Source organism: Peribacillus muralis (assembly GCF_001439925.1).
In the GTDB taxonomy this organism is placed as follows: Bacteria; Bacillota; Bacilli; order Bacillales; family DSM-1321; genus Peribacillus; species Peribacillus muralis.
Genome location: NZ_LMBV01000003.1, coordinates 346999 through 370610, shown reverse-complemented (window position 1 = coordinate 370610; position 23612 = coordinate 346999). Strand labels below are relative to the sequence as shown.

24 protein-coding genes and 1 riboswitch are annotated in these 23612 nt (G+C 41.8%); of the genes, 13 read left to right on the top strand and 11 right to left on the bottom strand.

The genetic code is table 11. The features are described 5' to 3' along the window. The first annotated feature begins 90 nt into the window (after positions 1-90). Complete coding sequence (locus ASU00_RS06295) at positions 91-288, top strand: cold-shock protein (protein WP_028393295.1); 198 nt, start codon at positions 91-93, stop codon at positions 286-288. Between the two features lie 311 nt (positions 289-599). On the opposite strand, the gene ASU00_RS06290 is transcribed toward ASU00_RS06295, so the two are convergent. From ASU00_RS06290 to ASU00_RS06280, 3 genes are read right to left on the bottom strand one after another with little or no spacing between them, the layout of a single operon-like run. Next, on the bottom strand, positions 600-1019 hold the full coding sequence (locus ASU00_RS06290; RefSeq protein WP_057912579.1) for a flavodoxin domain-containing protein: 420 nt from the start codon (positions 1017-1019) through the stop codon (positions 600-602). Then, entirely contained in the window at positions 1009-2061 is a 1053-nt protein-coding gene (locus ASU00_RS06285; protein ID WP_057912578.1) for a ribonucleotide-diphosphate reductase subunit beta, read from the bottom strand. Before ASU00_RS06285 ends, ASU00_RS06290 begins: the two co-directional genes overlap by 11 nt. A 45-nt stretch (positions 2062-2106) precedes the next feature. Continuing rightward, a complete protein-coding gene (locus ASU00_RS06280) occupies positions 2107-4404 on the bottom strand; it encodes a ribonucleoside-diphosphate reductase subunit alpha (RefSeq protein WP_082630173.1) in 2298 nt (765 codons plus the stop codon). A 137-nt stretch (positions 4405-4541) separates the two neighbouring features. Beyond that, positions 4542-4722: riboswitch (cobalamin riboswitch) on the bottom strand. 293 nt (positions 4723-5015) lie between these two features. On the opposite strand from ASU00_RS06280, the gene ASU00_RS06275 reads away from it, so the two are divergent. Continuing rightward, the gene (locus ASU00_RS06275; protein WP_057912577.1) at positions 5016-5945 is read left to right on the top strand and encodes a manganese-dependent inorganic pyrophosphatase; all 930 of its coding nucleotides are present in this window, start codon (positions 5016-5018) and stop codon (positions 5943-5945) included. A gap of 88 nt (positions 5946-6033) precedes the next feature. On the opposite strand, the gene ASU00_RS25345 is transcribed toward ASU00_RS06275, so the two are convergent. The 3 genes from ASU00_RS25345 to ASU00_RS06265 all read right to left on the bottom strand — a co-directional run bounded on the left by ASU00_RS25345 (position 6034) and on the right by ASU00_RS06265 (position 9629). Continuing rightward, a complete protein-coding gene (locus tag ASU00_RS25345) occupies positions 6034-6180 on the bottom strand; it encodes a hypothetical protein (RefSeq protein WP_161809706.1) in 147 nt (48 codons plus the stop codon). Positions 6181-6267: 87 nt separating this feature from the next. Further along, complete coding sequence (locus tag ASU00_RS06270) at positions 6268-7725, bottom strand: SulP family inorganic anion transporter (RefSeq protein WP_057912576.1); 1458 nt, start codon at positions 7723-7725, stop codon at positions 6268-6270. A gap of 692 nt (positions 7726-8417) precedes the next feature. Continuing rightward, positions 8418-9629 (bottom strand): MFS transporter, encoded by a 1212-nt coding sequence (locus ASU00_RS06265; protein ID WP_057912575.1) that lies wholly within the window; start codon positions 9627-9629, stop codon positions 8418-8420. Between the two features lie 184 nt (positions 9630-9813). On the opposite strand from ASU00_RS06265, the gene ASU00_RS06260 reads away from it, so the two are divergent. Further along, positions 9814-11121, top strand: a complete 1308-nt coding sequence (locus ASU00_RS06260; RefSeq protein ID WP_057912574.1) for a CitMHS family transporter — start codon at positions 9814-9816, stop codon at positions 11119-11121. Positions 11122-11281: 160 nt separating this feature from the next. Then, complete coding sequence (locus ASU00_RS06255) at positions 11282-11914, top strand: superoxide dismutase family protein (protein WP_057912573.1); 633 nt, start codon at positions 11282-11284, stop codon at positions 11912-11914. Between the two features lie 222 nt (positions 11915-12136). Here ASU00_RS06255 and trhO read toward each other — a convergent pair whose 3' ends face one another. Continuing rightward, complete coding sequence (gene trhO, locus ASU00_RS06250; protein WP_057912572.1) at positions 12137-13102, bottom strand: oxygen-dependent tRNA uridine(34) hydroxylase TrhO; 966 nt, start codon at positions 13100-13102, stop codon at positions 12137-12139. 140 nt (positions 13103-13242) lie between these two features. Between trhO and ASU00_RS06245 the strand changes: the two genes are divergently transcribed. After that, positions 13243-14304 carry a nitronate monooxygenase gene (locus ASU00_RS06245; RefSeq protein WP_057912571.1) on the top strand — a complete coding sequence of 354 codons (1062 nt, stop codon included), beginning with the start codon at positions 13243-13245 and terminating at the stop codon, positions 14302-14304. Next, a complete protein-coding gene (locus tag ASU00_RS06240) occupies positions 14276-14731 on the top strand; it encodes a GNAT family N-acetyltransferase (RefSeq protein ID WP_057912570.1) in 456 nt (151 codons plus the stop codon). Before ASU00_RS06245 ends, ASU00_RS06240 begins: the two co-directional genes overlap by 29 nt. Before the next feature lie 552 nt (positions 14732-15283). Here ASU00_RS06240 and ASU00_RS06235 read toward each other — a convergent pair. Beyond that, on the bottom strand, positions 15284-15700 hold the full coding sequence (locus ASU00_RS06235; RefSeq protein ID WP_057912569.1) for a MarR family winged helix-turn-helix transcriptional regulator: 417 nt from the start codon (positions 15698-15700) through the stop codon (positions 15284-15286). A gap of 192 nt (positions 15701-15892) precedes the next feature. On the opposite strand from ASU00_RS06235, the gene ASU00_RS06230 reads away from it, so the two are divergent. After that, the gene (locus ASU00_RS06230) at positions 15893-16096 is read left to right on the top strand and encodes a hypothetical protein (RefSeq protein WP_057912568.1); all 204 of its coding nucleotides are present in this window, start codon (positions 15893-15895) and stop codon (positions 16094-16096) included. A 40-nt stretch (positions 16097-16136) separates the two neighbouring features. On the opposite strand, the gene ASU00_RS06225 is transcribed toward ASU00_RS06230, so the two are convergent. After that, positions 16137-16340: a hypothetical protein gene (locus tag ASU00_RS06225; protein ID WP_057912567.1), complete on the bottom strand. Its 204-nt coding sequence runs from the start codon at positions 16338-16340 to the stop codon at positions 16137-16139. Between the two features lie 128 nt (positions 16341-16468). Between ASU00_RS06225 and ytvI the strand changes: the two genes are divergently transcribed. Together ytvI and ASU00_RS06215 are read left to right on the top strand one after the other, a co-directional pair. Then, positions 16469-17512 carry a sporulation integral membrane protein YtvI gene (gene ytvI, locus ASU00_RS06220; protein ID WP_236712596.1) on the top strand — a complete coding sequence of 348 codons (1044 nt, stop codon included), beginning with the start codon at positions 16469-16471 and terminating at the stop codon, positions 17510-17512. Between the two features lie 23 nt (positions 17513-17535). Further along, positions 17536-17721 carry a hypothetical protein gene (locus tag ASU00_RS06215; RefSeq protein WP_057912566.1) on the top strand — a complete coding sequence of 62 codons (186 nt, stop codon included), beginning with the start codon at positions 17536-17538 and terminating at the stop codon, positions 17719-17721. Between the two features lie 130 nt (positions 17722-17851). Here the strand turns inward: ASU00_RS06215 and ASU00_RS06210 are convergent, their stop codons facing one another. After that, positions 17852-19201, bottom strand: a complete 1350-nt coding sequence (locus tag ASU00_RS06210; RefSeq protein ID WP_057912565.1) for a hemolysin family protein — start codon at positions 19199-19201, stop codon at positions 17852-17854. A 578-nt stretch (positions 19202-19779) separates the two neighbouring features. Here ASU00_RS06210 and ASU00_RS06205 point away from each other — a divergent pair. The 4 genes from ASU00_RS06205 to uptA all read left to right on the top strand — a co-directional run bounded on the left by ASU00_RS06205 (position 19780) and on the right by uptA (position 22232). Further along, the gene (locus ASU00_RS06205) at positions 19780-20352 is read left to right on the top strand and encodes a YitT family protein (protein WP_236712594.1); all 573 of its coding nucleotides are present in this window, start codon (positions 19780-19782) and stop codon (positions 20350-20352) included. A 94-nt stretch (positions 20353-20446) separates the two neighbouring features. After that, positions 20447-21160, top strand: a complete 714-nt coding sequence (locus tag ASU00_RS06200) for a FixH family protein (protein ID WP_057912564.1) — start codon at positions 20447-20449, stop codon at positions 21158-21160. Between the two features lie 114 nt (positions 21161-21274). Next, on the top strand, positions 21275-21448 hold the full coding sequence (locus ASU00_RS25340; RefSeq protein ID WP_161809705.1) for a hypothetical protein: 174 nt from the start codon (positions 21275-21277) through the stop codon (positions 21446-21448). Between the two features lie 151 nt (positions 21449-21599). Beyond that, positions 21600-22232: an undecaprenyl phosphate transporter UptA gene (uptA, locus tag ASU00_RS06195; protein WP_057912563.1), complete on the top strand. Its 633-nt coding sequence runs from the start codon at positions 21600-21602 to the stop codon at positions 22230-22232. Positions 22233-22276: 44 nt separating this feature from the next. On the opposite strand, the gene ASU00_RS06190 is transcribed toward uptA, so the two are convergent. After that, positions 22277-23608: a hemolysin family protein gene (locus tag ASU00_RS06190; protein WP_057912562.1), complete on the bottom strand. Its 1332-nt coding sequence runs from the start codon at positions 23606-23608 to the stop codon at positions 22277-22279. Positions 23609-23612 lie beyond the last annotated feature (4 nt).

The following is a 23612-nucleotide window of genomic DNA, read 5'->3' as shown; positions in this document are numbered from 1 at the left end:
TGGATTTACTGTTATAGGATTCCTATTGAAACATATCCAGAACCAAAAATAGTAATAAAATGGATTTTTCCAAACACAGGAGGAACTATCATGGTACAAGGTAAAGTAAAATGGTTTAACGCAGAAAAAGGATTCGGTTTCATCGAAGTTGAAGGCCAAGACGATGTATTCGTACATTTCTCAGCTATCCAAGGCGAAGGCTTCAAAACTCTTGAAGAAGGCCAAGAAGTTTCCTTCGAAATCGAGCAAGGCGCTCGTGGACCACAAGCAGCTAACGTTCAAAAATAATTGAACGCCTATAAAAAAGACTCCGATACTGGAGTCTTTTTATTTTTTTTCCATGTTCAATCTTCTTTATTCCTCGACATTTCCTTTAATACTTTATCCAGTTTTTCTTCAATTCGTTTGGAGATTAAAATGTCCGGACAGGTAAAACACGATGAATATAACGAATACAACCAAAATTAGCATAAAAACGATCGGCAAAAACTGAACAATATTGGCAGCCATAAAATCTCCTTTTTCCTTTCATTATACATGAGATTGCCCTAAGTATTACCAAATGAAAGGGGGCATGCAAAACGCATGTCCCCTTTCATTCAATTTAGGAATAATGAGGCGAACTTTCGTAATCTGAGCAAGTCCGATTCTTGATACATTTGTTCTATCTTCAATGTAACCAATAACTGGCTCTTGGCAAATAACATGTCCCGAAAATGATCGACCGCCCCACAAAAATGATTGTAGTTCGTTTCGCCAGTTCCAAAGACCCCTGTTTTTAGGGAAGCAATCGGGAGCTGTTCGAGTTGTTCATAAAGGGCGGCCGATTTAGCCGGAAGCTCGCCATTTCCCCATGTATAGGTGCCGACGATCAAGGCATCGTAATCCGGCAAGGTTACTATATCGAATTCATTCATCCGATATAGGTCAGCTTCAGGTAGTAGGGAAGCGATGGCTTCAGCAAGCGCTTTTGTATTGCCGCCAGCAGAATGATAGACAATGGCAATCCTATAGCTCATCGAACCCATTGCTGGCATTTACTTGGCTATATGTCCTGGACTTCTGCTCGAAGAAATCGGTTTTCGTAAGGCCGATGGATTCATCATCGAATGTTTTGATCCATGGCATCGGGTTTTCGTCATACTCTTTGTATAGATTATCCAGTCCTAGCATGCGCAGCCGTTTGTTGGCGATATATTCGATGTACTCATTGAATTCTTCCAAGTCGAGATCAGCTTTCGTTTGGATGTCCTCAAGCATATATTCAGACCATTCCTTTTCAAGCTCGACGGCTTTTTCAATCGTTGTATAGATGAATTTCTTGTTTTCTTCATTATTCAATTCAGGGTATTCATACATCAGAATTTGAATGAGCATGCCAATGAAATCGAAATGGACCATTTCATCACGATGGATGTACGAAATCATCGTAGCAGACCCGGTCATGATGTTTTGCCTTCCTAAATTATAATAAAAGGCGAATGCCAAGTAGAAATAAATCCCCTCGAGGTTTGTTGAATGGATCAGTGCCTCGAAAAGATGCTGAGGGCTTGGATCGTCCACGAATGTTTGATAGGCATCCACAATCGGCTGATTACGCTTTATCACTTCCGGATGCTCTTTAATGCGGTCAAAAAGCTGTTTTTGCTTGCCTACCGGGATCAAGGAAGCAAGGATATACGAATAAGATTCATTATGGATCGATTCCTGCTGGGCCATATTGGCCAGGATTGCCTTTGCCGCAGGGTCCTTGATGTATCGAAGGATCTCTACCAAGGTAGGTGTTTGCAGGCTGTCCATACCGGCAATCATCGTCAAGATATCGAGAAAAGCATCCTGGATATCCTCATCCATTTCTCCCCACTGTTTTTTATCCTGAATCATGTTGACGCTCGAAGGCTTCCAAAAGTTATTGATGAGCTGTGTGTAAGTATCATAGAATTTTTCATACTGAATGTCATTCCAAAGGAGAAAGCCTGAAGCTTCTCCTTTGAATACACCGGTCGCTTTAGTTGGATGCGTAGGTTCGAGCATCCGGATTTTTTTTATATGGTTGGCCATTCGTGAAAACTCCTTTAAAAATAGATTACTGGATTAGATTGAATGTTAACTTGAGCAGCTTTCGCAAGCATTGTCATATTCGGAAGAAGTCGAACGAACGTAATACGTTGATTTCAAACCGCTTTCCCAAGCCGTTAAATGGATATCCAATAGAACCTTCGCCTTGATCGTGTTGTGAACATACAGATTAAAGCTGATCGCTTGGTCAATATGCCGTTGACGGGCCGCATTTTGCCTAATGCTTTCCAGTTGATCCAAATTAAAACGCGTCTTTTTATAATATTCATACGTATTGGGCGTCAATCCCGGTGCCGTCACCTTGAATTTGAAGTTTTTCTTTTCTTCATAAAATTCGATTTCGTACAATGGATCGATTCCATCGGTGGAATTACCGATTTTAGCGGTTGATGAATTAGGGGCAATGGCCATTAAATAACCATTACGAGTTCCATGCTCCTGCACGTTTGCTTTTAAGTCGAGCCATTTTTGATCCGTATAGTCACGCAGCTCGAAATATTCACCTGTATGCCAATCCGATCCTTCAAAATATGGGTATGATCCTTTTTCCTTTGCCAACTCGTTGGATGCCTTGATTGTTAAATAAGCGATCTTTTCGTACAAAGCATCGGCATAGTGAACGGCCTCGTCGGATTCCCAATAAATATTTTCTGTGGCAAGTAAATGATGCCATCCAAACGTTCCTAAACCAATTGCCCGGTACCGTTTATTCGAAATCGATGCCTGCTTGACCGGAAGATTATTCACATCAATGACGTTATCTAGCATGCGGACCTGAATCGGAATCAATCTTTCCAAAACATTGCTGCTAACTGCACGGGGCAAGTTAATGGATGAAAGGTTGCAGACAACGAAATCACCGCTTTTACGGACGACGACGACATCGCCATCTTCTGTTTCGTATTCATCCGTGATCGTCGAAGGACTTAGGTTTTGAGCAATCTCTGTGCAAAGGTTAGAGCAATAAATCATGCCTTTATGCTTATTCGAGTTTTTCCGGTTCACTTCATCGCGATAGAACATATATGGAACGCCTTCTTCTAATTGAGAAATCATGATGCTTTTCATGATGTCCATCGCATTAATTTTTTCAAAGCTATAGTTTGGCAGCATACCATTTTCTGCAGCCTCGACAGCAAGTGCATAATGATCCCTGAAGCTTCCTTCGCCTTTCTTCTCGTCATAAAAATCTTCAAGTGAGAAGCCAAGGGTTTGCTTGACGGTATGAGGATCGAAAAGATACCATTCTTTTCTGTCGCGTACAGCCTCCATGAACAAGTCAGGAATGCACACGCCTGTAAAAATATCATGGGCTTTTAATCTGTCATCCCCGTTCTGCGTCTTTAAGTCAAGAAAGCTCATAATATCTTTATGCCAAGCATCTAAGTATATCGCTATCGCACCTTTACGCTGACCTAATTGATCGACACTGACGGCTGTCTGGTTGAATAGTCGTATCCAGGGAGTCGTGCCTGAACTATTTCCCGAGAAGCCGCGGATATCGGAGCCAAGCGAGCGGATCTTCCCAACGTATAGGCCGACACCACCGCCGAATTTAGATACTTTTGCGGCATCGTAGTTAGCTAGATAGATGCCGTCGATGGAATCTTCAATGGCGTCGATAAAGCAAGAGCTTAATTGACCATGCGTTTTACCGGCATTTGATAATGTAGGGGTGGCAACGGTCATATAAAGATTGGACATGGCCCAGTAAGCTTCTTTTATAAGTTGCAGGCGATGCTCCGTTTCTTCCAAGCGCATGATTTCCATTGCGATGATCATGAAGCGCTCTTGGGGCAGTTCATAGACCTTGTCCTTTTTGGGGCGGGCCAGGTAGCGATCGTTTAGTAAGTAGATGCCTATGTAAGAAAATAGTTTATCTTTTTCAGGATCGATCACGGAACCCAGTTCTTGGATTTCGGCTTTAGTATAAGAAGCTAGCAGTTCAGATTTATAAATTGGATAGCGTTGACCTTCTTGCAGTTGCGACAGCTTCTCTATCAGTTCATAGAATGGGCCATAACTCATGCCTTCATAGCCTCGATTGGCTTGTGCATCCCGATACATGGTATTCAATAGCTCTGCCGAAGCAACGAATGTCCAATCAGGAGCATCGATGTCCACACTTTCAAGAGCGAGCTGAATCAGTTTTTTTGAAGCTTGTTCGTCGGATGAATCACTTTTGCGATCAAGCCATTTCGTAAAACGCTTTTTGAACTTCTCCATATCGAGGCGGCCCTCGAATTCCTTCGATAGCATCTCAAGCTGAAGGGAATTCGTTTCAGTGTCACTTTCGCTAATGGTAGAGTTATATGTTTGAGTCATTAATATTCCTCCTTGTAAACTTCCGGTAATAAAAAAAACCGCCCAACGAGTTGAGCGGATCAAACGACAGCATAAAGGAGCCATGAAAAAATAGGCGTTATACTATCGTTTCATCATCTCAATCCCCGAAGAATAAGAAACGTGAAAAATTCAAGGCAGGTCTCCTGACTCATGATCATCCTACTTTTGAGTCCTTCCCGTATAGAGAGCTATACAGTGGTTCCTCATTTCGTCACATTCACAGTTGCGGGGACAGTTCCGGGTTTACACCGGATTCCCTTTTCAGCCATCACTGGCACCTTGGATTATAAAATATTCTATATATAGTTATTTGTGTTGAATTAATAATCAATATCTAGTATTTCTGCTTATATTATCGTAAGCCATCTGCGGTGATAATTCAACTAATATATTTGAGAAAAACCAACCCTTATCTATTGACAAAGTGAAGCTAGGGGGAAGAAGAACGAAAGATTTTCTACGGGAAGTGGCAATTCAAGCACTGAAATTAACCAATTCTGTGTTAAAATAAAGTGTAGAGTTAAGGTGGCTTCCCCTTCATGCGATGAGGGGATTCCCGGAAAAATATTTATGAAAAAGGGGATAAAATCTTGGAAAAAGTATTAGTTTTTGGACATAAAAACCCGGATACAGACACAATCTGTTCAGCAATTGCTTATGCAGACCTGAAAAAGCAACTTGGTATCAATGCTGAGCCCGTTCGTCTGGGTGAAGTGAATGGTGAAACTCAATATGCGTTGGATCAATTCAAATTCGAAGCTCCTCGCCTTGTCGAAACAGTGGCAGGAGAAGCGGACGGCGTAATCCTTGTCGATCACAACGAATTCCAGCAAAGTGCTGATGATATCGACCAAGTCCGTGTGCTCGAAGTAATCGACCATCACCGCATCGCTAACTTTGAAACAAGCGAGCCTTTATATTACCGTGCTGAACCAGTTGGCTGTACGGCAACTATTTTAAATAAAATCTATAAAGAAAATGGAATTGAAATCCCGAAAGCGATCGCAGGACTTATGTTATCTGCCATCATTTCCGATTCTTTATTGTTCAAATCCCCGACCTGTACGGAACAAGACGTTGCAGCAGCTATGGAGCTGGCTGATATTGCCGGAGTCAACGCTGAAACCTATGGATTGGAAATGCTGAAGGCAGGAGCTGATTTGAGCGACAAAACGATCACCCAATTAATCACGCTTGATGCTAAAGAATTCAGCATGGGACTGGCTAAAGTGGAGATCGCCCAGGTCAATGCTGTAGACCCGAATGAAGTTCTTGCTAAGCAAGCTGAATTGGAAGCGGCCATTGAAGCGGTTATCACTGTGAAGGAATTGGATTTATTCCTATTCGTCGTTACGGATATCCTGACAAATGATTCCGTAGCCTTGGCACTTGGAAGCGCAGCGAATGCCGTCGAAAAAGCCTATAACGTTTCATTAAACAATAACATTGCCGTATTAGAAGGTATTGTATCGCGTAAAAAACAAATCGTGCCAGTCTTAACGGACGTATTCAGTAAATAAGTATGTAAAAAGGGTGCTTTTGCTCCCTTTTTACATGCACACAAAAAGACGCAAACATTACGAGTGATAATGTTTGCGTCTTTTTTGCTTAATTCAAGGCTTCCTTCTCTTTTTCATAAGCGATGACAATGAGCTCTTTATTCGCTTCCTCGCCAAGTTTACTTTCAAAGCTTTTCAATTCATTCAATAAATCTGGTGACAGATTCGCTGCCGTATAATCCTGCTCGGGTATCATGTTTTTTCGCTCCCTTCCAAAACGACATATTTCCTGTTATTTATTTTGTCGGTTTGAACAGTTTCTATTCAGCAGAAAGAACCTTCATCAGAGTATTTTACTTTTAGAAGTGGCAAGAGTATCAAGCAATATAGAGCTTTCCAGATCGAGGCCTTGTACATGGACGGCTATGCCTTGATGATGGTATTTAAGGACTACCTTATCGACAGCTCCGACTGCAGATGTATCCCATATTTTGGAACGGGAAAAATCAATGATGATCGTCTCTGCTTCATCATTAACATCGAATCTTGAAACAAAGTCTTGCACCGAAGCGAAAAAGACTTGTCCTCGGACCTCATAAACCATTTTCTTATTCGTTATGTCTGTCTTTTTTTCAACTGTCACCTTGGATATCTTGGCCGAGAAGAAAATCATACTCAATATCACCCCGGCAAAAACCCCTTTCGACAAATCATGCGTATAAAGGACGATGATGACCGTCACGATCATGACGGCTGCATCCGTCTTTGGAGCTACCTTGAGCCTCTTTAACGAAGACCAGTCAAATGTGCCGATGGAAACCATGATCATGACAGCGACAAGTGCAGCCATGGGTATTTTTATAAGGACGTCATTCAATGCAACAATCAATACCATAAGGAAAGCGCCAGCCACAAATGTGGAAAGTCTGCCTCTGCCACCTGACTTGATGTTGATTCCTGATTGTCCGATCATTGCACATCCAGCCATTCCTCCAAAACATCCGGCTATGATATTGCCTATGCCCTGGCCTTTAGCTTCCTGATTTTTATTGCTAGAAGTGTCAGTCAGCTCATCGACTATTTGGGCCGTCAATAAAGATTCAAGCAGCCCTACAAATGCAAGTGCTATTGAATAAGGGAAAATGATAGCCAGTGTTTCAAAGGTCAAAGGGATGTCTGGAAGCATGAATATCGGGAGTGCTTCGGTCAATTGCCCCATATCCCCAACCGTACGTACCGTCGCCCCGGTGGAAATGGCGGCAATCGTCATTAAAACGATGGCAACGAGCGGAGAAGGGATGGCCTTTGTTATCAGCGGAAAAAGATAAATGATCGCTAATGAAACGGCGGTCATGACATACATGATCCAAGATTCACCCACGAAATGGGTGAGCTGTGCAGTGAATATCAAAATGGCTAAAGAATTTACAAAGCCAGTCATTACTGGCTTAGGGATAAATTTCATTAATTTCCCAATTTTAAGGACACCTAATACAATTTGCAGCAAACCAGTCAATATGGTTGCAGCAAGTAAATAGTCAAGGCCGTGATCTTTAACAAGATTGACCATGACAAGTGCCATTGCTCCAGTGGCAGCCGATATCATTCCCGGCCTACCGCCGACAAAAGAGATGACGATGGCAATGCAGAATGAGGCGTATAGACCAACCATTGGGTCAACACCAGCAATGATCGAAAACGCAATTGCCTCTGGAATCAATGCCAGGGCAACGACAATACCCGAAAGAACATCTCCGCGAACGTTGCCGAACCATTCCTGTTTGTATGCAGATATATTCACTGAAACGCTCCTTTTGCTTTATAAATGGTTATTATTTTTTCACGCACTAAATTATAGCATGAGTATATCTTTCTATCTATTGATTATTAATCCGGATCAGGGTCTAGGGTTATTCTGAGCGTATTAAACCTAATGACTTAAGAAGGACATTAACAAAGGGGTGTAAGAAGCTCCACTAATGGAACAAAAAAATGATGGATTTAAATGGGAGTATTCTCTGGATGATTGATCCAATTTCGCCAATAGAAACTTGTTTTTTTGCAAGCAGGGGTTGCTTCCATGAATAGGAGTGAAGAGAGAACGTAATTTGAGGAAAGAATCATCATTTATTCAGGATTGCAAAAACCGGTGAAGCTGATGATCGTATATGAATAACTAAACATTTTCACAGGTGAGTTCACGAAAGCATTTGATGAGTGATCATTAAGGAGTAAAGTAACTAAATTCACGGCTAAGGCGCCCAGATTCAAAGAGAATTTCTGCATTTTTGCCTATGAAGTATCTGATAAGGTTACTTTACATACTGGATTTTAAAGATGTGAAACGCGAAGAAAGAATTATATCAACTCTTTATCGAGGGTAGTGAAACCTAAAGAAGATGCCGCCTGCAAAATACAGACAGCATCTCCTTCAAGTTGCCTAGCTTTCTTTAAGGTCCCGCTTTAAATGGGAAACAGGCCTTTATAGTGGTATTAATGGGAACGTGCCAATTCTGGATTTCGGTTCATCGCGAAATAAAGGACAAGTCCGGCGATGAGAAGCAAGGTGCTGGTCGTGATGAAAACGCTTGAGAATCCATAGAAGCCAGCAATCATTCCGCCCATTGCCGGTCCGATGATATTGCCTAAAAAGCGTAGACTCGTATTGTAACCAAGTACTTCACCCTGCATGGCAACGGGTGCTTCTTGGCGAATGTAGGCAATCCTTACGGGGATGATCCCGCCTATGGCTATTCCTAGAATGAATCGGACAAAAACAAGCTGCCAGAAATGATTGATGAAGGCACCAGGCAAGTAAACAAGTGCAGTTAGAAAAAGAAGCAGCACAAGAATCTTCACATGTCCATGCTTATCCCCTATCTTGCCCCAATGACGGGCCATCAATAAATTTCCTAGTCCTGCTGCAGAAAAAGCGATGCCGGAATACAATCCAAGGTTGGAGGTACCATGCAACTCGGCAACATATAAAGAAAGAATGGGCTGGATGCTAAAGTGGGCAACTTGAACGAGTGTGGAAATGAGCATGACATTCACCAGGATGGGATTCCGGACAATATGGGTGAGAACCTCTTTGCTGGTATAGCTCGATTTTGTTCCTTTTTGCCGTTCCATTTGGTATTCCTTGGTTGCAAAAACGAGCAGACCAGAAATGAAAATGGTGATTGAGGTGAATTTAAAGGCCGTTGAATAGCCTAGTGTGTCTGCTAGTATGCCACCAAGCAATGGTCCAAACAGTGAACCAGTTATATTTCCCGTTTGCAGTGTTCCGAGAACGCGCCCTGCAATTTCTTTTGGGGTCTGGGTTGATATGAAGGCCTGTGACATCGAAATGAAGCCGGTGAATATCCCCATGAACATCCTTAAGATGAATAGCTGCCAAACATTTTCAACAAATCCCATCAAGAAAATGGACAGGCCCATACCAAAGGCACAGGCGATCAAGATTTTCTTTCTTCCATAACGGTCACCTATCCGTCCCCAAACAGGAGAAAATAAAAAGGCAGTCACAAAAGTGATTCCGAATGTCCAACCGGACCAATGCTGGATATATTGGGTCGAATAATCTCCGAATGTACCGATGTATAAAGATATGAAAGGAAGAACCATCGTCATGCTGCCGCCGATGAAGAAGTTGGCAAACCACATGATGGACAGGTTTCGTTTAGCTATTTGATGTTGTTTCATTTACAATCAACACTTCTTTCCTCCGAAAAATACTTCGGGTTCCTAAATAATAGTATACAGAATTTAACTAATTTAATAAACAATTTTGATTTTGTTGTTAAAAAATGGTTATTTAATAAAAGTGCAAATGGTATAATGTGATATATTATTTTCAGAAAAGTCAGTTAAAAACAGGAGGTGTAGTATGTTAACGATTTTAGGATTTTGCATGATTTTAACGTTCCTTGTTTTAGTTATCACGAAACGCCTATCCGTAGTCGTCGCGTTTATTTTCACGGCAATCATTTTTGGTGTGATAGGCGGGTTTGCATCCGAGATGGGAGATATGATGGCGGCAGGGATTTTAAAGGTCGCACCAACGGCTGTCATGATCGTTTTTGCTATTTTATATTTCGGTTTAATGATTGATGTAGGTTTATTCGAGCCCATGATTGCCAGAATACTGAGTTTTGTAAAAGGCGATCCGCTTAAGGTAGTCATGGCAACAGCCATTATTACCATGTTGGTAGGTTTGGATGGAGACGGGTCCTCCACATTCATGATAACCGTTTCCGCCTTGCTGCCGCTTTATATGAAACTAGGGATGAATAGGCTTGTATTAGCCTGTGTCGTCGGCTTAGGAGCGGGTGTCATGAATATGATACCTTGGGGAGGTCCCTTGGTAAGAGCGGCAGCCAGCCTCCATGTTGAAGTAATGGATCTATTCATACCGCTCATTCCGGTTATGATTTGCGGACTATTATGGACACTTTTTTCGGCGTATATTTTAGGTAAGAAGGAAAGGGAGAGGCGGGGAGTTGGTACGTTGGAGGCGGACATGCCACCGGGAGTGAGTGAGCAGGCTGCATCCGTCGAAACCAGTTCCCTAAGACAAGCCAGGTTATTTTGGTTTAACTGGGTCTTGACGATTATATTGATGGCATTTTTGGTGATGGAAGTGCTGCCAATCCAAATCTTATTTGCCTCGGCGTTTGCGATTGCTTTATTCGTTAATTTCCCAAATCCGCAAGAACAGCAGGAAAGGATTTTAAGTCATGCAAATAGTTTCGTAATGATTTGTACACTCATTTTCGCTGCAGGGATCTTTACAGGCGTATTCACTGAAACTAAGATGATGGACTCAATGGCGGCTTCCATCGTAACCGTCATCCCTGATTGGCTTGGGGCACATTTGCCATTGGTGGTAGCGCTGACGGGCATCCCAATGGGGTTCATTTTTTCACCTGATGCCTATTATTTTGGGATACTGCCCATCATCAGTGAAACGGCCTTGAACTTTGGCATTGCTCCTGCAGAAATAGGAAGGGCGGCTTTGCTAGGTCATTCAACCACAGGGTTCCCATTATCCCCGTTGGTTCCTGCAACCTTCATATTGATTGGCCTTGTTGGCGTGGATTTTTCCGATCATCAAAAATTCCTGTTTAAATGGGCGTTTGGGACAACCATCATCATGACAATCGCAGCCATTACCTTTGGTGTCATCCCATTGTGAGCACATTAAGCTATGATGCAAAAGCTCTACTGAGAATTTAGTAAGGCATTTAGACTAACCTGCACAATCGATTTTACTATTTATCCCTCTTTTTGTTTATTCTTCCATAATAGTGGAAAGTAATAGAGAAAGAAACATAACGGAAAGAGAGGGACTGATCATGAACTATAAACGAAAACTTATACTGCCTATGTGTGCTTCCTTTTTACTGTATGGATGTAGTTCTGCGGATGATTCAAATCAGGCCGAAAACGCTGCCGAGGATATGAATACGGTTGGACAAGGAACAGAAACAGAGGTAGATCCGCAGGTTAAAGCGGAAGTTAAAGATGTAGAAGGTAAAACACTAGGCACTGTAAACTTCACGGCTGAAGACAATACTGTAGTGATCGAAACAGCTTTGGAAGGCCTTGAGCCAGGCTATCATGGATTCCATGTTCACGAAAACGCAACATGTGAGGTGGATGCGAAGGATGGTCCTTTCACAACAGCGGGAGGCCATTTCAATCCCACTGATGAAACGCACTCAAAACATGCAGGAGACATGCCCCCATTATATGTAAAAGCAGATGGGACGGCAAAATATACGGCAACATTGGATAACATGACGGTAGATCAACTGAAGAAGGAAGAGTTGGCTGTCATCGTTCATGCAAATCCAGACAACTTTGCCAATATCTCTGACCGTTATGAAGCAAATGGAGAAAAAGGGCCGGATGAAGATACAATGAAAACCGGGGATGCTGGCGATAGGCAAGCTTGCGGAATTATTGTGAGCGCAGAAGAGAAATAACCATTGTTTGAAGCAAGGTTTGACAAAAAGGCTTCGGAAAGTTCCCATTCCGAAGCCTTTTTGATGTAAAGCAGGTTTTTTCTATATTGATATAGAAGTAAGAGAGTAGTGTCTGATCTGAAAAAATTCACGAGATAATGCACCAAACTGAATGAAAAATACGCCATTGTCTTATTAAAAAACCCGAATAGGGATCATGTCCACTAATTCGGGTTTGCTTAATCACCTTGTCGTAATCGCGTCTTCGATTCGCTGTAATCTTTCAGCGACTTCTTCTTTAGAAAGGTTATGCTCGACTATATAGCGGTTACGCGGGTGCACTCGGCATTCGTGGGTACAACTGCGCATATGTTTGTGCTCGTTCTCTTCACTGCAAAGGATTTTCTTGTTGCATTCAGGATTGGCACAATTGACATAGCGTTCGCACGGTTCGCCGGAATAAATATCACGTCCGACAATGACATGTTCTTTTTGATTGATGGGAACGGCGATTCTTTCATCGAATACATACATTTGGCCATCCCAAAGATCACCTTGAACCTCAGGGTCCTTGCCGTATGTTGCGATGCCGCCATGCAGCTGGCCTACATCCTCAAAGCCTTCTTCGACTAGCCAGCCGGAGAATTTTTCACAGCGGATGCCGCCTGTACAATACGTTAGGATCTTTTTACCTTCGAACATTTGTTTATTTTCCCTGACCCATTCAGGAAGTTCGCGGAAATTCGTGATTTCTGGCTTGATTGCTCCCCTGAAATGGCCTAAATCATATTCATAGTCATTTCTGGCATCAAGGACGATTGTATCTTCATCTTGCATTTGTTCGAAAAATTCCTTTGGACTTAAGTACTTGCCCGTCGTCTCAGTCGGGTTGATGTCATCTTCCAAGCGAAGCGTGACAAGTTCATTACGTGGGCGAACATGCATTTTTCTGAATGCGTGGCCGTCCGCTTCATCTATTTTGAACACGATATCGGCAAAGCGGGAATCGCTTTTCATCATGTCGATATATTGGTTGGTTTGTTCAAGCGTACCTGAAACAGTACCGTTGATTCCTTCCGATGCCACGAGAATCCGGCCCTTTAGTTCAAGGGCTTTACAAGCCGCAAGATGCTCGACTGCGAATTGTTCGTGATTCTCGATAGGTACATACAAATAGTAAAGTAATACTCTATATGGTTTTGTTTCCATTTTTATTTACCACCTATGATTTATATTTGCAAGATATAAAGGGTGATCATCTAGACACTTTTCTCTTACAGACAATCATTATACCAAGAAAACGTAAAAATGATAAGAGCATGAAGAAAAATCAAAAGGAGTTGTGTGGAATGTTCAAAGCTTTATTGAGATCTCCCATCATCCAAGCACCGATGGCAGGAGGAGCATCGAATCCTAGGCTTGCGGCTGCAGTATCGAATGCGGGAGGGGTGGGGTTTCTTGCAGCTGGCTATAAGACGGCAAAAGAGATGAAGGACGAGATAGAACAGACTCAGCAAATGACAAAGCACCCATTTGGTGTAAATCTGTTTGTCCCGGGTAATGAGGAGGTGGATGAAACATTATTATTTGCCTATCGTGAAAAAATTGAAAAAGAGGCCAAGGGTTTAGGGGTTTCGATTGGGGAAGCAGAAATGGATGATGACGATTGGGAAAATAAATTGACTGTATTGAAAGTGGCTCAGGTTGATCTCGTCAGTTTTACATTTGGGTGTCCTGAATCAAGTGTAATAAAGGACCTTCGAAGCGCGGGATCGCTCATTGCCGTGACAGTGACCAACCTTCAGGAAGCAAAAAAGGCTGCAGGTGCAGGTGCCGATGCTTTATGTGTTCAAGGGATTGAGGCCGGGGGTCATCGAGCCAGCTTTGAAAACAGGACGGAGGACGATTATGGCCTGTTAGTATTAATAAGGATGATTGAAACGGAACTGAAGTTACCGATCATTGCCGCAGGAGGATTGATGCATGGCAAGGATATCGCAGCGGTGCTTGCTGCGGGAGCAGTGGCGGCACAATTGGGGACGGCATTCCTTCGCTGTCCAGAAAGCGGGGCAAGTCCCGTCCATAAGGCAGCCCTCAATAATCCCCAGTTTAACCAAACTGCCATCACCCGGGCATTCAGCGGCAGGAGGGCACGCGGGCTGGTGAACCATTTCATGAAGGAAAATGATCACGCTGCTCCAGCCGCCTACCCATATGTCCATCACATGACGAAGCATGTGCGAAAAGCGGCAGCGCAAAAAGGCAATCCTGACTTGATGGCTTTGTGGGCAGGACAAGGGTATAAGCTTAGCAGGGAGATTCCTGCAGCTGAATTGGTCGAGCTTCTTATGGAAGAACTGAAATGGGGAGGAGTGGATGGGAATGGAGATAAGGAAGTTATTCATTGGTGAATCCCCGCCATTGCATTTGTTGCTTTTGGCAGATCCTTCAAGGGAAATGGTGGAGGAATACTTGGAAAAAGGAACATGCTTTGTTGCGGAGCGAGATAGGCAAATCCTCGGGGTATATGTTTTAATGCAAAAAGGACCGGATATGATGGAGATAAAAAACATTGCAGTGGATGAAAACCATCATCGAAAAGGAATTGGAAGGCAATTGATAGGACATGCCGTTGGCTATGCAAGGGACCAAGGGTCTGAATTGCTGGAAATCGGCACCGGGAACTCGAGCATTGGACAGCTTGCACTATATCAAAAATGCGGATTCAGAATAGTTGGCGTCGATGTTGATTTTTTTACAAACCATTATTCGGAGGCAATATTCGAAAATGGGATTCAGTGCCAGGATAGGATTCGCTTATCACGAAGAATTCGATGAACGGTTACTGTCTAAATGTGAAGGCAAAAAAACTTAGATACACTTCCGGCATGGTTGTCCATTAGCAGGGGGGTTGTTAAATGAGGAGGGATAAGACTCTTTAACGAAAATCGACGAGGGGGGGTTCCGTCACGCTGCTCATTTGGATGCAAATGATGGACAGCCAATCTACTCCTCAACTTATTGAAAACCATTCATATAACCAAATTAGCGTATGATATATGGTATTTATTCAAAAAGCTGGCGCATTTATCAGGTAAACGGATACAAACAGACGGTTTCTGGAGTAACTCTGGAACTGTCTTTCTTTTTATGGCAAATGACATGAGGAGCGCCATCTGAATAAAAATACGTACGATTTATCGTTAAGAGAATTAAGTGTTGCAGTGAGCTAGCATCATCGTGCAGCTTGAAATGGTTAAGGCTTACACATTTTGTTAGGCGTATCCGACAGCAGCAGTGAGTCAGGGGCATTCATATGACTGCATTGTTGCGGGCAGGACTTGTGAATTCCGTTTTATCTTTCAAAGAAGCAAATATAAATCCTAGGTTTCAGTTTCTTATATTGTTGAGTATTTTAAGAACGGTCTGGAAAAATAGTTCCTGTTCTTCTTCCGTAATGCCCTCTAAGGCTTTTCCTTCAATCTTTTCTGCGATTTTAAGGCATTTTGTATGTACTTCCTTGCCCCGGGAAGTCAGTTCAATTCTTTTTTCCTGTTCATCTTTTCCAGGTACTTGCTTAATCATATTATTCTGTTCCATACTGTTGACCGAACGCGTGATGATAACACTGTCAACATCCAAGTAATTGCATATATCGGGTATGGTGGAATATCCACAGTTCTTTAAGTAATTCAATATTGTCCACTGATTATGATAAATTTCAAGAGATGTAATTTGCTCATTCATTTTGCTGACTAATGAGCGGGAAACTTGTAAATATTGATGAAATAATTGAGTAGGGTTCATATGATTCTCCTTTATAATGGTCGACCAATCCATTATATTCTTTAATTCTTAAAAGTCTATTGTAAAGAATCATTCATATCAGTCAATGTTTATTTTTGGAATAAAGGCAAGCAAAGGAGAGGGGATTTATGGGATCATTGAATTTGCTGGGAATTCAATCTCCTGAATCATTTCGAAATGGCGCTTAACAAAATGAGAACTGGAAAAATAGCTGGCGAATATTTATTTTTGCGTGTCAATGAAAAGCGAATGGCACGAAAAGGGCTAATGGGATGGAGAGACTATGACAAGCTCCTAGACCGGGCCTTAGAATGGTTTATTTCCTTCAAGGAAAAAAGGCAGCGAGAAGGCTGTTGGAATTGGCATGGACATACCGTGGCAGCAGAATTACGGTAAAATCAAAACCAGCCTGTAATCGGCTGGTTTTGGTGACGTATTAGAATTTCTCACTGGTGGAGCGATGCTTCGTTTCCTTTTTGTTTCGTTCTTCTTGTCGTTCATATTTAATTTCATCGATTGGTAAATCTTCGATGGGCATGACGACTTGGTCACGTTCTAGCTGCTTTTCTTTATTTTCTTTGAATGCCTTGGATTTATCGTTACGCTCTACAAGATACTTTTCCTTATCTTTGTTATCCATAGCCAATCCCTCCATCTCGTTTTAATTCTTTTTCCCTTAAATTAGAAAATAAAACGTGTAGGCGAAATATATGTGATCCCGTTTCATAAATATAAGGAGAACAAGAAAGTGCAAGGAGGGTTTGTTCCGTGAATGTTGCTGTTTTTTTTCGCTGGTTTTGGAGAGGTATTTTCCTCTTGGGTATAATAATCGTTATTCCGTATTCATGGGCTTTAGTTTTGGCGTTACTCACTGCGATTCTTTTGGACGGATCAGTCCGATTCATCAGTGAAACGGCAAAGCTGCATCGCTTATGGGCCGTCTTGATTTCATTCGTTATATATGTAGGCGGACTAATAGGCATCACTTATTTTGCCTTTTCGGTTTTAATCAAAAAAATCATTGTTTATTCCGAGGAACTTCCTGGATTGATACGCGAAATGTATTTGACGGCATTATTGCCTGTCATAAGGCAATGGGAGCAATATTCCCAAACGCTGCCGCCAAATCTCATTCAATCTGTAGAACAAACGATGGAAAAGGGCGTCAAGGCTCTTGAAGGGTTCACGGAGGGCTTTGTTCAGGATATGGTCCAATTCGTTACACTAATTCCGGGTTTATTCATTGATTTTCTCGTTTATTTAATCGCGTTATTCTTAATTAGTCTGGAATTGCCTAAGTTAAGGAAAAAGGCAGTTCAATACTTAAAGACTTCCACCTTTCAAAAGATATCGCTAGTTTATCAAGATTTAAGCATGGCAGCAATTGGCTTCATCAAAGCACAAATCTTGTTGAGCCTAATTACGTTCTCCATGGCATATGGCGGGTTATGGTTGTTGAATGTGAGATATGCAATCCCATTGGCTCTGTTAATAGTAGTAGTGGACATTCTTCCCATTTTGGGTACGGGATCTGTCCTCGTTCCTTGGGCAGCCATCGTTTGGGCGCAAGGAAATCATCATTTAGGGATTGGTCTGGTTATCCTGTTCCTGGTCATTACGATTATTAGAAGGACAATCGAACCAAAAATCTATGCAGCAAATATGGGGTTGTCCCCATTGGCTTCGTTGGTCAGTCTTTATTTAGGATTTAAAATGCTTGGCTTCGTTGGGCTTTTCCTTGGACCTTCGATACTGATTGTATATGATACGTTAAAGAAGGCAGGTGTCATCAAATCCAATTTTAAATTATAAAGTACTGGTTAGAGGTTTTTCGCATGGTTTCTAATATTGGACATATCTTTTACCGCTTTGCCTTGGCCTTGGCAATGAGAACAGTCCCGGGAAAAGAATTGCAGATAGCGGGTTCTCCCTTTCCCTTTGCAGTGCTGGCAAATGGTTATGAGTTTCATAATTCTTCACTCCTTCATAAATATTGCTTTTTTAACAGTATGAAACAATAAAGGTTGAACTATACTCGTTGTTATCAATCAATCTACATGCGATGGTTTTTTATATTATGAATCATGTGAACCGATTATAATAAAAAAATCCCCTCCGCCTCTCAAGTAAGATGAGGAGCGGGGGGGATTATCATGAAACGATTTCAGTTTGAGAGATCATTGGGAATTCTTTAACTTCGCTTACCATTTTTGCTGGCTTATATATTTCAATATAGCAAATATGGTGATCTTCCATTTCTTTTATCCTAAAATTATATGGTCCAAAAGTGAGGACATCACCTTGCTTTGCCTCGTAATTCTCGGTAAGGATCCATCCACCCATCGTATCGATATCTTCATCATTTATATCCAAACCGAGTAAGTCATTCACTTCACTGACCAATACCTTCGCATCGATAATATAGTGATCTTCTTTTAGTTTGCGTACATCAGGCACTTCATCCAGGTCAAATTCATCCCGGATATCACCGACGATTTCTTCAAGGATATCTTCAACGGTTACCAAACCTGATGTTCCGCCGTATTCATCCATGAGGATAGCCATGTGAATACGCTCCTTTTGCATTTTTAAAAGCAAATCGTGAATCGGGATGCTGTCAATGACGCGGATGATCGGACGAACATATCGGTTGATCGTTGCAGCCGCGTGATTGCTCTTGTCTATCATTTCAGTGAATAGTTCCTTGATATTGACCATTCCGATGACGTGATCCTTATCGCCATCAATGACAGGATAACGGGTGAAGTTATCTTCCGCCATGACGGTGAAAAACTGCTTGATCGTATCATCCTTGGATACCGTTGCGATTTCAGTACGCGGAACCATGATTTCTTTTGCAATTCGATCATCGAATTCAAAGATTTTATTCACGTATTTAAACTCAGATTGGTTAATTTCGCCACTTTTATAGCTTTCGGAAACAATGATGCGCAGCTCTTCTTCTGTATGAGCCAAATCATGTTCGGAAACTGCTTTTAATCCCAGCATTTTTGTCAGCGTCCTTGCAGAGCCATTCAGTACCCAGATGAAAGGATACATGATTTTGTTAAAACCTATTAAAGGTTTGGAAACCAATAATGTGACCTGCTCGGCTTTTTGAATCGCCAACGTTTTCGGTGCCAGTTCCCCAATGACGACATGGATGAACGTTATGGAAGTAAAGGCAATTGCAACTGAAAGTACATGTGAAGCCGAATGAAGGTTTAATTGAATGAAAAGTGGCCGCAAAATGTTTTCAACCGTCGGTTCTCCAAGCACCCCAAGCCCTAAGGCGGTAACGGTAATTCCGAGCTGGCAAGTTGAAAGGTATTCATCCAGATTGGATATGACCTTCCTTGCTGAAAGAGCATTCGGTTTCCCTTCTTCAATTAATTGATCGACCCTCGTGCTTCTCACTTTAACAATCGCAAACTCCGAAGCTACAAAAAATGCTGTTAAAGCAATTAAAATGGCAATAAGAACCAAGTTTATTATGTCCAAATAGTCTCCCTTACATCGTCTTCGAGACGAATAAGGAGTCCACCTCCTACATTTTTAAAATATACAAGTATATTTTTTTTGTCTTGCCGAATTTTTTGGGGCCAGCTTGAGGCCCAATTTCCATTTGATTGATGAAGAAAATAATAGTATATGCCGGGTAGCGATGCGTAGACGGGAAATAGAAGAATTCCTGCATAAAGGCTTGCATCCATTTATCAGAAGTATGCACATGTCCGTTACGCAAAATAGCGTCCGTCCGTCAAAACGAACATTCTTTAATGCCCCATCAAATCACCTCAATTAATTAATTTAAATACTTTCATTATAAAAAGAGATAATCATTCAGTCAAACAGCTTACAGCTCCTTAAAACAGGTAAATTGCTTGTAAAGAGTCATTTTGAGCTAATAATTAGCGGTTTTTGACTGTTTTCTCTACTTTATTGCATTATATGGTTGAATATTCTGAAAATTAATGGGCTTATTCATAAATAATTGTTGTTTTCATTATTTTTTTGACCTTATAATCATATTCTTTAGAAACGGGACAGGTTTTATGCCGCATAATAGGGGGACAGTGATGATAATAATGGAAAGGGTGGCGGCGGTTCTTGCCGGCAGCATGCTTGTAGGCGTGGGTATCAACTTCTTTCTGATACCATATCAATTAATGGATGGAGGCATGATCGGGATTGGTCTGATTTTTCATTACTATATCGGACTTCCGACAGGGTTGGGGATAATCCTGAGCAGTATTCCACTCTATCTGTATGCTTGGCACTTTGAGAAGAAACTATTTTTGAACAGCTTGCATGGCTTGCTATTTTCCTCATTATGCATTGATATTTTTTCCGATGCCATCACAGGATGGAATTTACCCATATATGTTAGTGCTGTAATTGGTGGAGCATTGATCGGACTTGGGATTGGCTTGATGCTTCGATATGGAACCTCTACAGGCGGAACGGATATGCTGGCACAGATCATTTCAAGGAAGAGTGGAATTAACGTCGGCTTGCTGATTTTCTTCATTGATGGGTGCGTTCTGCTTTTCGGACTGAGTGTTGTAGATACTTCTGTCTTTTTTTATTCATTTTTAACGATCATTACGGTAGCCATGCTGACTTCAGTCACAGTCATGCGAACGACTTAAAGTTAAGTCATGTATAAAAATTTGAATAAGGGAAAGGATGGGCAATATGAATAGGACGTAGTTTTAGTCTAATAATTGCTAAGGGGAAGGACTCATGAAAAAAATCTATATGTGTTCTGCTTTGTTATTTATGTTGGCTGGCTGTCAACAGACAGAAATGCAAGAGGATAAAGAAGTGAACAGTGCCGTTCCGGAATCCATGGAAGCATCGATCGCCATTAAAGGGACCTTGGATGAGGGAAAAGAAGTTATACTTGAAACGACAGTAAAACAAGGAAGCCAATTAGTCAATGAAGCTGATGAGGTTTTGTTTGAAGTGAGAAAGTCTGGACATGATAAACGGGATATGCTTGAAGCAAAGAATACGGGGAGTGGCAAGTATCAAGTGATGCATACGTTTACGGAGCAAGGGAAATATATTGTAGTTGCTCATGTAACGGCCAAAGGCCTTCATGTGATGCCTGAAAAAGAAGTTGTCATCCCAGAACATGAAGCACAAGGTGCATCGGTTCATCCAAGTACGGATGTATCGATTGAATTCCAAAGCAATCCTGTAAAAGCCGGAAGCAGTTCGATGTTTGCGGCGACCGTAGAATTGGATGGGAAGCCACTGACAAATGCAGACGTGAATTTCGAAGTGTGGAAGGATGGCAGTGAGGAAAGCCATTTCACCAAGGCTGAGGACGATGGAAATGGGAGATACGAAAATAAGGTATCATTCGTTGAAGCGGGTACCTATAAGGTGCAGGTGCATGTAGAGAAAGACGAGGTTCATGAACATCAGTTGCAAACGATTCAAGTGAATTGACAAAGAAATTGGAATAAAATGCTTTTGTTGAAAAAATCGATATAAATAGGTTTTATCCATATTTAATATGGGAAGGTAAAGGATAACGACGATATGAAGAAAAGGAGGGTGAGCATGAAGAACCGAATCATCAATAAGTATCGAGATCTCGGGATTCATATTGAAAAAACGAAATCACGTCAGGAGATATTCACCAATGTTTCGCAAACAGATTCATCCTTACTCACCACAGTTGCTTTTTCACAATTCTCCCCCAAAACGGGTGCTAAAGGAATATTGATGCAATAAGAGACCGGAGCACATATTTGCTGGTCTTTTTTTTGTACCTTAGACAAGGAAGTAGATGGGGCAGAATATGAAAAATCGAATAGATCGTTATGAGCTGAATAGGATATAAGGACAAACATTTTGAAATTGGCGCTAAGGGGAGTCCGATTGCATGGTATCACAGCTTATAATGACGATATTGGATTGGTTTGCTGAAATGGGGTATATGGGGATATTACTGGGGCTGATGGTTGAAGTCATTCCAAGTGAGCTTGTTCTCGGATACGGCGGATATTTGGTAGGCCTGGGAAAAATGAATTTTTGGGGAGCCGTCCTTGCAGGAGTAGCAGGTGGGACGATGGCACAATTATTTCTCTATTGGGCTGGGTACTATGGCGGACGACCTTTTCTTTTGAAGTATGGAAAATATATTTTAATTAAGGAAAATCATATTTTTATGGCCGAAGGATGGTTTCAACGTTATGGGGTAGGGGTCATTTTCACGGCCCGATTCATTCCGGTCGTTCGTCATGCCATTTCCATCCCAGCCGGAATAGCGCGGATGTCTGTATGGAAGTTCATCTTTTATACGATTGCGGCAGTGATACCCTGGACCATTTCGTTTTTATCCTTGGGCAGGATACTAGGCGAGAATTGGCATCAAATCAGGGAAATTACTGCCCCATATGTAATTCCGGCAGTCGGTTGTTCCTTTGTTCTCATCATGCTTTATATCATATGGAAAAAGAAGAGCCCCCCTCCGATCGTATCGGTCAAAAAAATAGGCAGGTTTCCCGATAAATGAATACAAAAAAACAGCCTCGTATTTTTCACGAGGCTGTTTTTCATCTATGCTTGGGGTAGGTTTTCTTCGAGTGGAAGCTTAACGATCTTTCTTGTCACCTCGATAGAACGAATGGCGCGATCTTCCATTTTAATCACCTTAAAGCAAAACCCGTCCTTCTCCATGATATCCCCGACATTCACATCGTAATTTTCTGTAAGTACCCATCCGCCTATAGTATCGACGTCGTCTTCTTCCAGGTGAATGCCAAGCAAATCATTCACTTCCTTTACAAGAAGCTTCGAATCTAAAATATAGTGTCCATCTTTAATTTTCCTAACGGATGCAACTTCATCGATATCGAATTCATCACGAATTTCACCAACGATTTCCTCGAGTATATCCTCGACTGTGACAAGGCCGGAGGTGCCGCCGTATTCATCCATCAAGATAGCCATATGGATGCGTTCCTTTTGCAGCTTCAACAGCAGATCATGTATAGGTATATTCTCCATGACGCGAATGATGGGACGTGAGTAATTTTCTATCGCTTTGGATTGGATTTCGGGATGGCGAATAAGATCCGAAAAAACTTCCTTCAAGTTCACTAACCCGATAACATGATCCTTATCTCCTTCGACAACAGGATATCGTGTATACTTCTCCAATTTTGCTACATCGACGAATTCCTGTACCGTTTCATCTTTGGATATGGTCATGATTTCTGTCCTTGGAACCATGATTTCTTTGGCAACACGGTCATCGAAGTCAAAAATGTTGCTTACATATTTAAATTCCGATTGATTAATTTCTCCGCTTTTATAACTATCGGAGAGGATGAAACGCAATTCTTCTTCTGTATGGGCTATTTCACTTTCGGAGGCGGGCTTGAAGCCAAATAACCCGACAACGAAACGAGAAGAATGATTCAAGACCCAGATGAAGGGAAAAGCAATCTTATGGAAAAAAATCAGCGGGCTGGCAATATTCAGGGCAACCTGTTCCGCCTTTTGGATGGCGACTGTCTTTGGAGCCAATTCACCTACAACGACATTCAGGAATGTTATCAGGGAAAATGAAATGACAAATGTCAGAATGCTTGTAACTTCTTGTGGTAAATGTAAGGCTTTGAATAAAGGTCCCACCAATGTGAGAACGGTCGGTTGTCCAAGCCACCCCAATCCTAGCGCAGTCACAGTAATGCCGAGCTGGGTCGCGGAAAGGTATTCATCAAGATCGGATGTAACCTTCTTGGCCGCAATGGCTTTTTTGTTTCCTTCCTCGATCAACTGATCGATCCGCGAGCTGCGAACCCTAATGATCGAGAATTCCGAAGCTACAAAAAAGGCAGTTAAAGCGATTAAAATAATGACTAATATAAGACTTAATATGTCCAAATAG

Excerpts from the sequence above, each read along its gene's own strand:
- ASU00_RS06295 (WP_028393295.1), top strand. The coding sequence starts at position 91 with ATGGTACAAGGTAAAGTAAAATGGTTTAACGCAGAAAAAGGATTCGGT.
- ASU00_RS06290 (WP_057912579.1), bottom strand. The coding sequence starts at position 1,019 with ATGAGCTATAGGATTGCCATTGTCTATCATTCTGCTGGCGGCAATACA.
- ASU00_RS06285 (WP_057912578.1), bottom strand. The coding sequence starts at position 2,061 with ATGGCCAACCATATAAAAAAAATCCGGATGCTCGAACCTACGCATCCA.
- ASU00_RS06280 (WP_082630173.1), bottom strand. The coding sequence starts at position 4,404 with ATGACTCAAACATATAACTCTACCATTAGCGAAAGTGACACTGAAACG.
- ASU00_RS25345 (WP_161809706.1), bottom strand. The coding sequence starts at position 6,180 with ATGATACCCGAGCAGGATTATACGGCAGCGAATCTGTCACCAGATTTA.
- ASU00_RS06265 (WP_057912575.1), bottom strand. The coding sequence starts at position 9,629 with ATGAAACAACATCAAATAGCTAAACGAAACCTGTCCATCATGTGGTTT.
- ASU00_RS06260 (WP_057912574.1), top strand. The coding sequence starts at position 9,814 with ATGTTAACGATTTTAGGATTTTGCATGATTTTAACGTTCCTTGTTTTA.
- ASU00_RS06255 (WP_057912573.1), top strand. The coding sequence starts at position 11,282 with ATGAACTATAAACGAAAACTTATACTGCCTATGTGTGCTTCCTTTTTA.
- trhO (WP_057912572.1), bottom strand. The coding sequence starts at position 13,102 with ATGGAAACAAAACCATATAGAGTATTACTTTACTATTTGTATGTACCT.
- ASU00_RS06245 (WP_057912571.1), top strand. The coding sequence starts at position 13,243 with ATGTTCAAAGCTTTATTGAGATCTCCCATCATCCAAGCACCGATGGCA.
- ASU00_RS06240 (WP_057912570.1), top strand. The coding sequence starts at position 14,276 with ATGGAGATAAGGAAGTTATTCATTGGTGAATCCCCGCCATTGCATTTG.
- ASU00_RS06235 (WP_057912569.1), bottom strand. The coding sequence starts at position 15,700 with ATGAACCCTACTCAATTATTTCATCAATATTTACAAGTTTCCCGCTCA.
- ASU00_RS06230 (WP_057912568.1), top strand. The coding sequence starts at position 15,893 with ATGAGAACTGGAAAAATAGCTGGCGAATATTTATTTTTGCGTGTCAAT.
- ASU00_RS06225 (WP_057912567.1), bottom strand. The coding sequence starts at position 16,340 with ATGGATAACAAAGATAAGGAAAAGTATCTTGTAGAGCGTAACGATAAA.
- ASU00_RS06215 (WP_057912566.1), top strand. The coding sequence starts at position 17,536 with ATGGTTTCTAATATTGGACATATCTTTTACCGCTTTGCCTTGGCCTTG.
- ASU00_RS06205 (WP_236712594.1), top strand. The coding sequence starts at position 19,780 with ATGATAATAATGGAAAGGGTGGCGGCGGTTCTTGCCGGCAGCATGCTT.
- ASU00_RS06200 (WP_057912564.1), top strand. The coding sequence starts at position 20,447 with ATGAAAAAAATCTATATGTGTTCTGCTTTGTTATTTATGTTGGCTGGC.
- ASU00_RS25340 (WP_161809705.1), top strand. The coding sequence starts at position 21,275 with ATGAAGAACCGAATCATCAATAAGTATCGAGATCTCGGGATTCATATT.
- uptA (WP_057912563.1), top strand. The coding sequence starts at position 21,600 with ATGGTATCACAGCTTATAATGACGATATTGGATTGGTTTGCTGAAATG.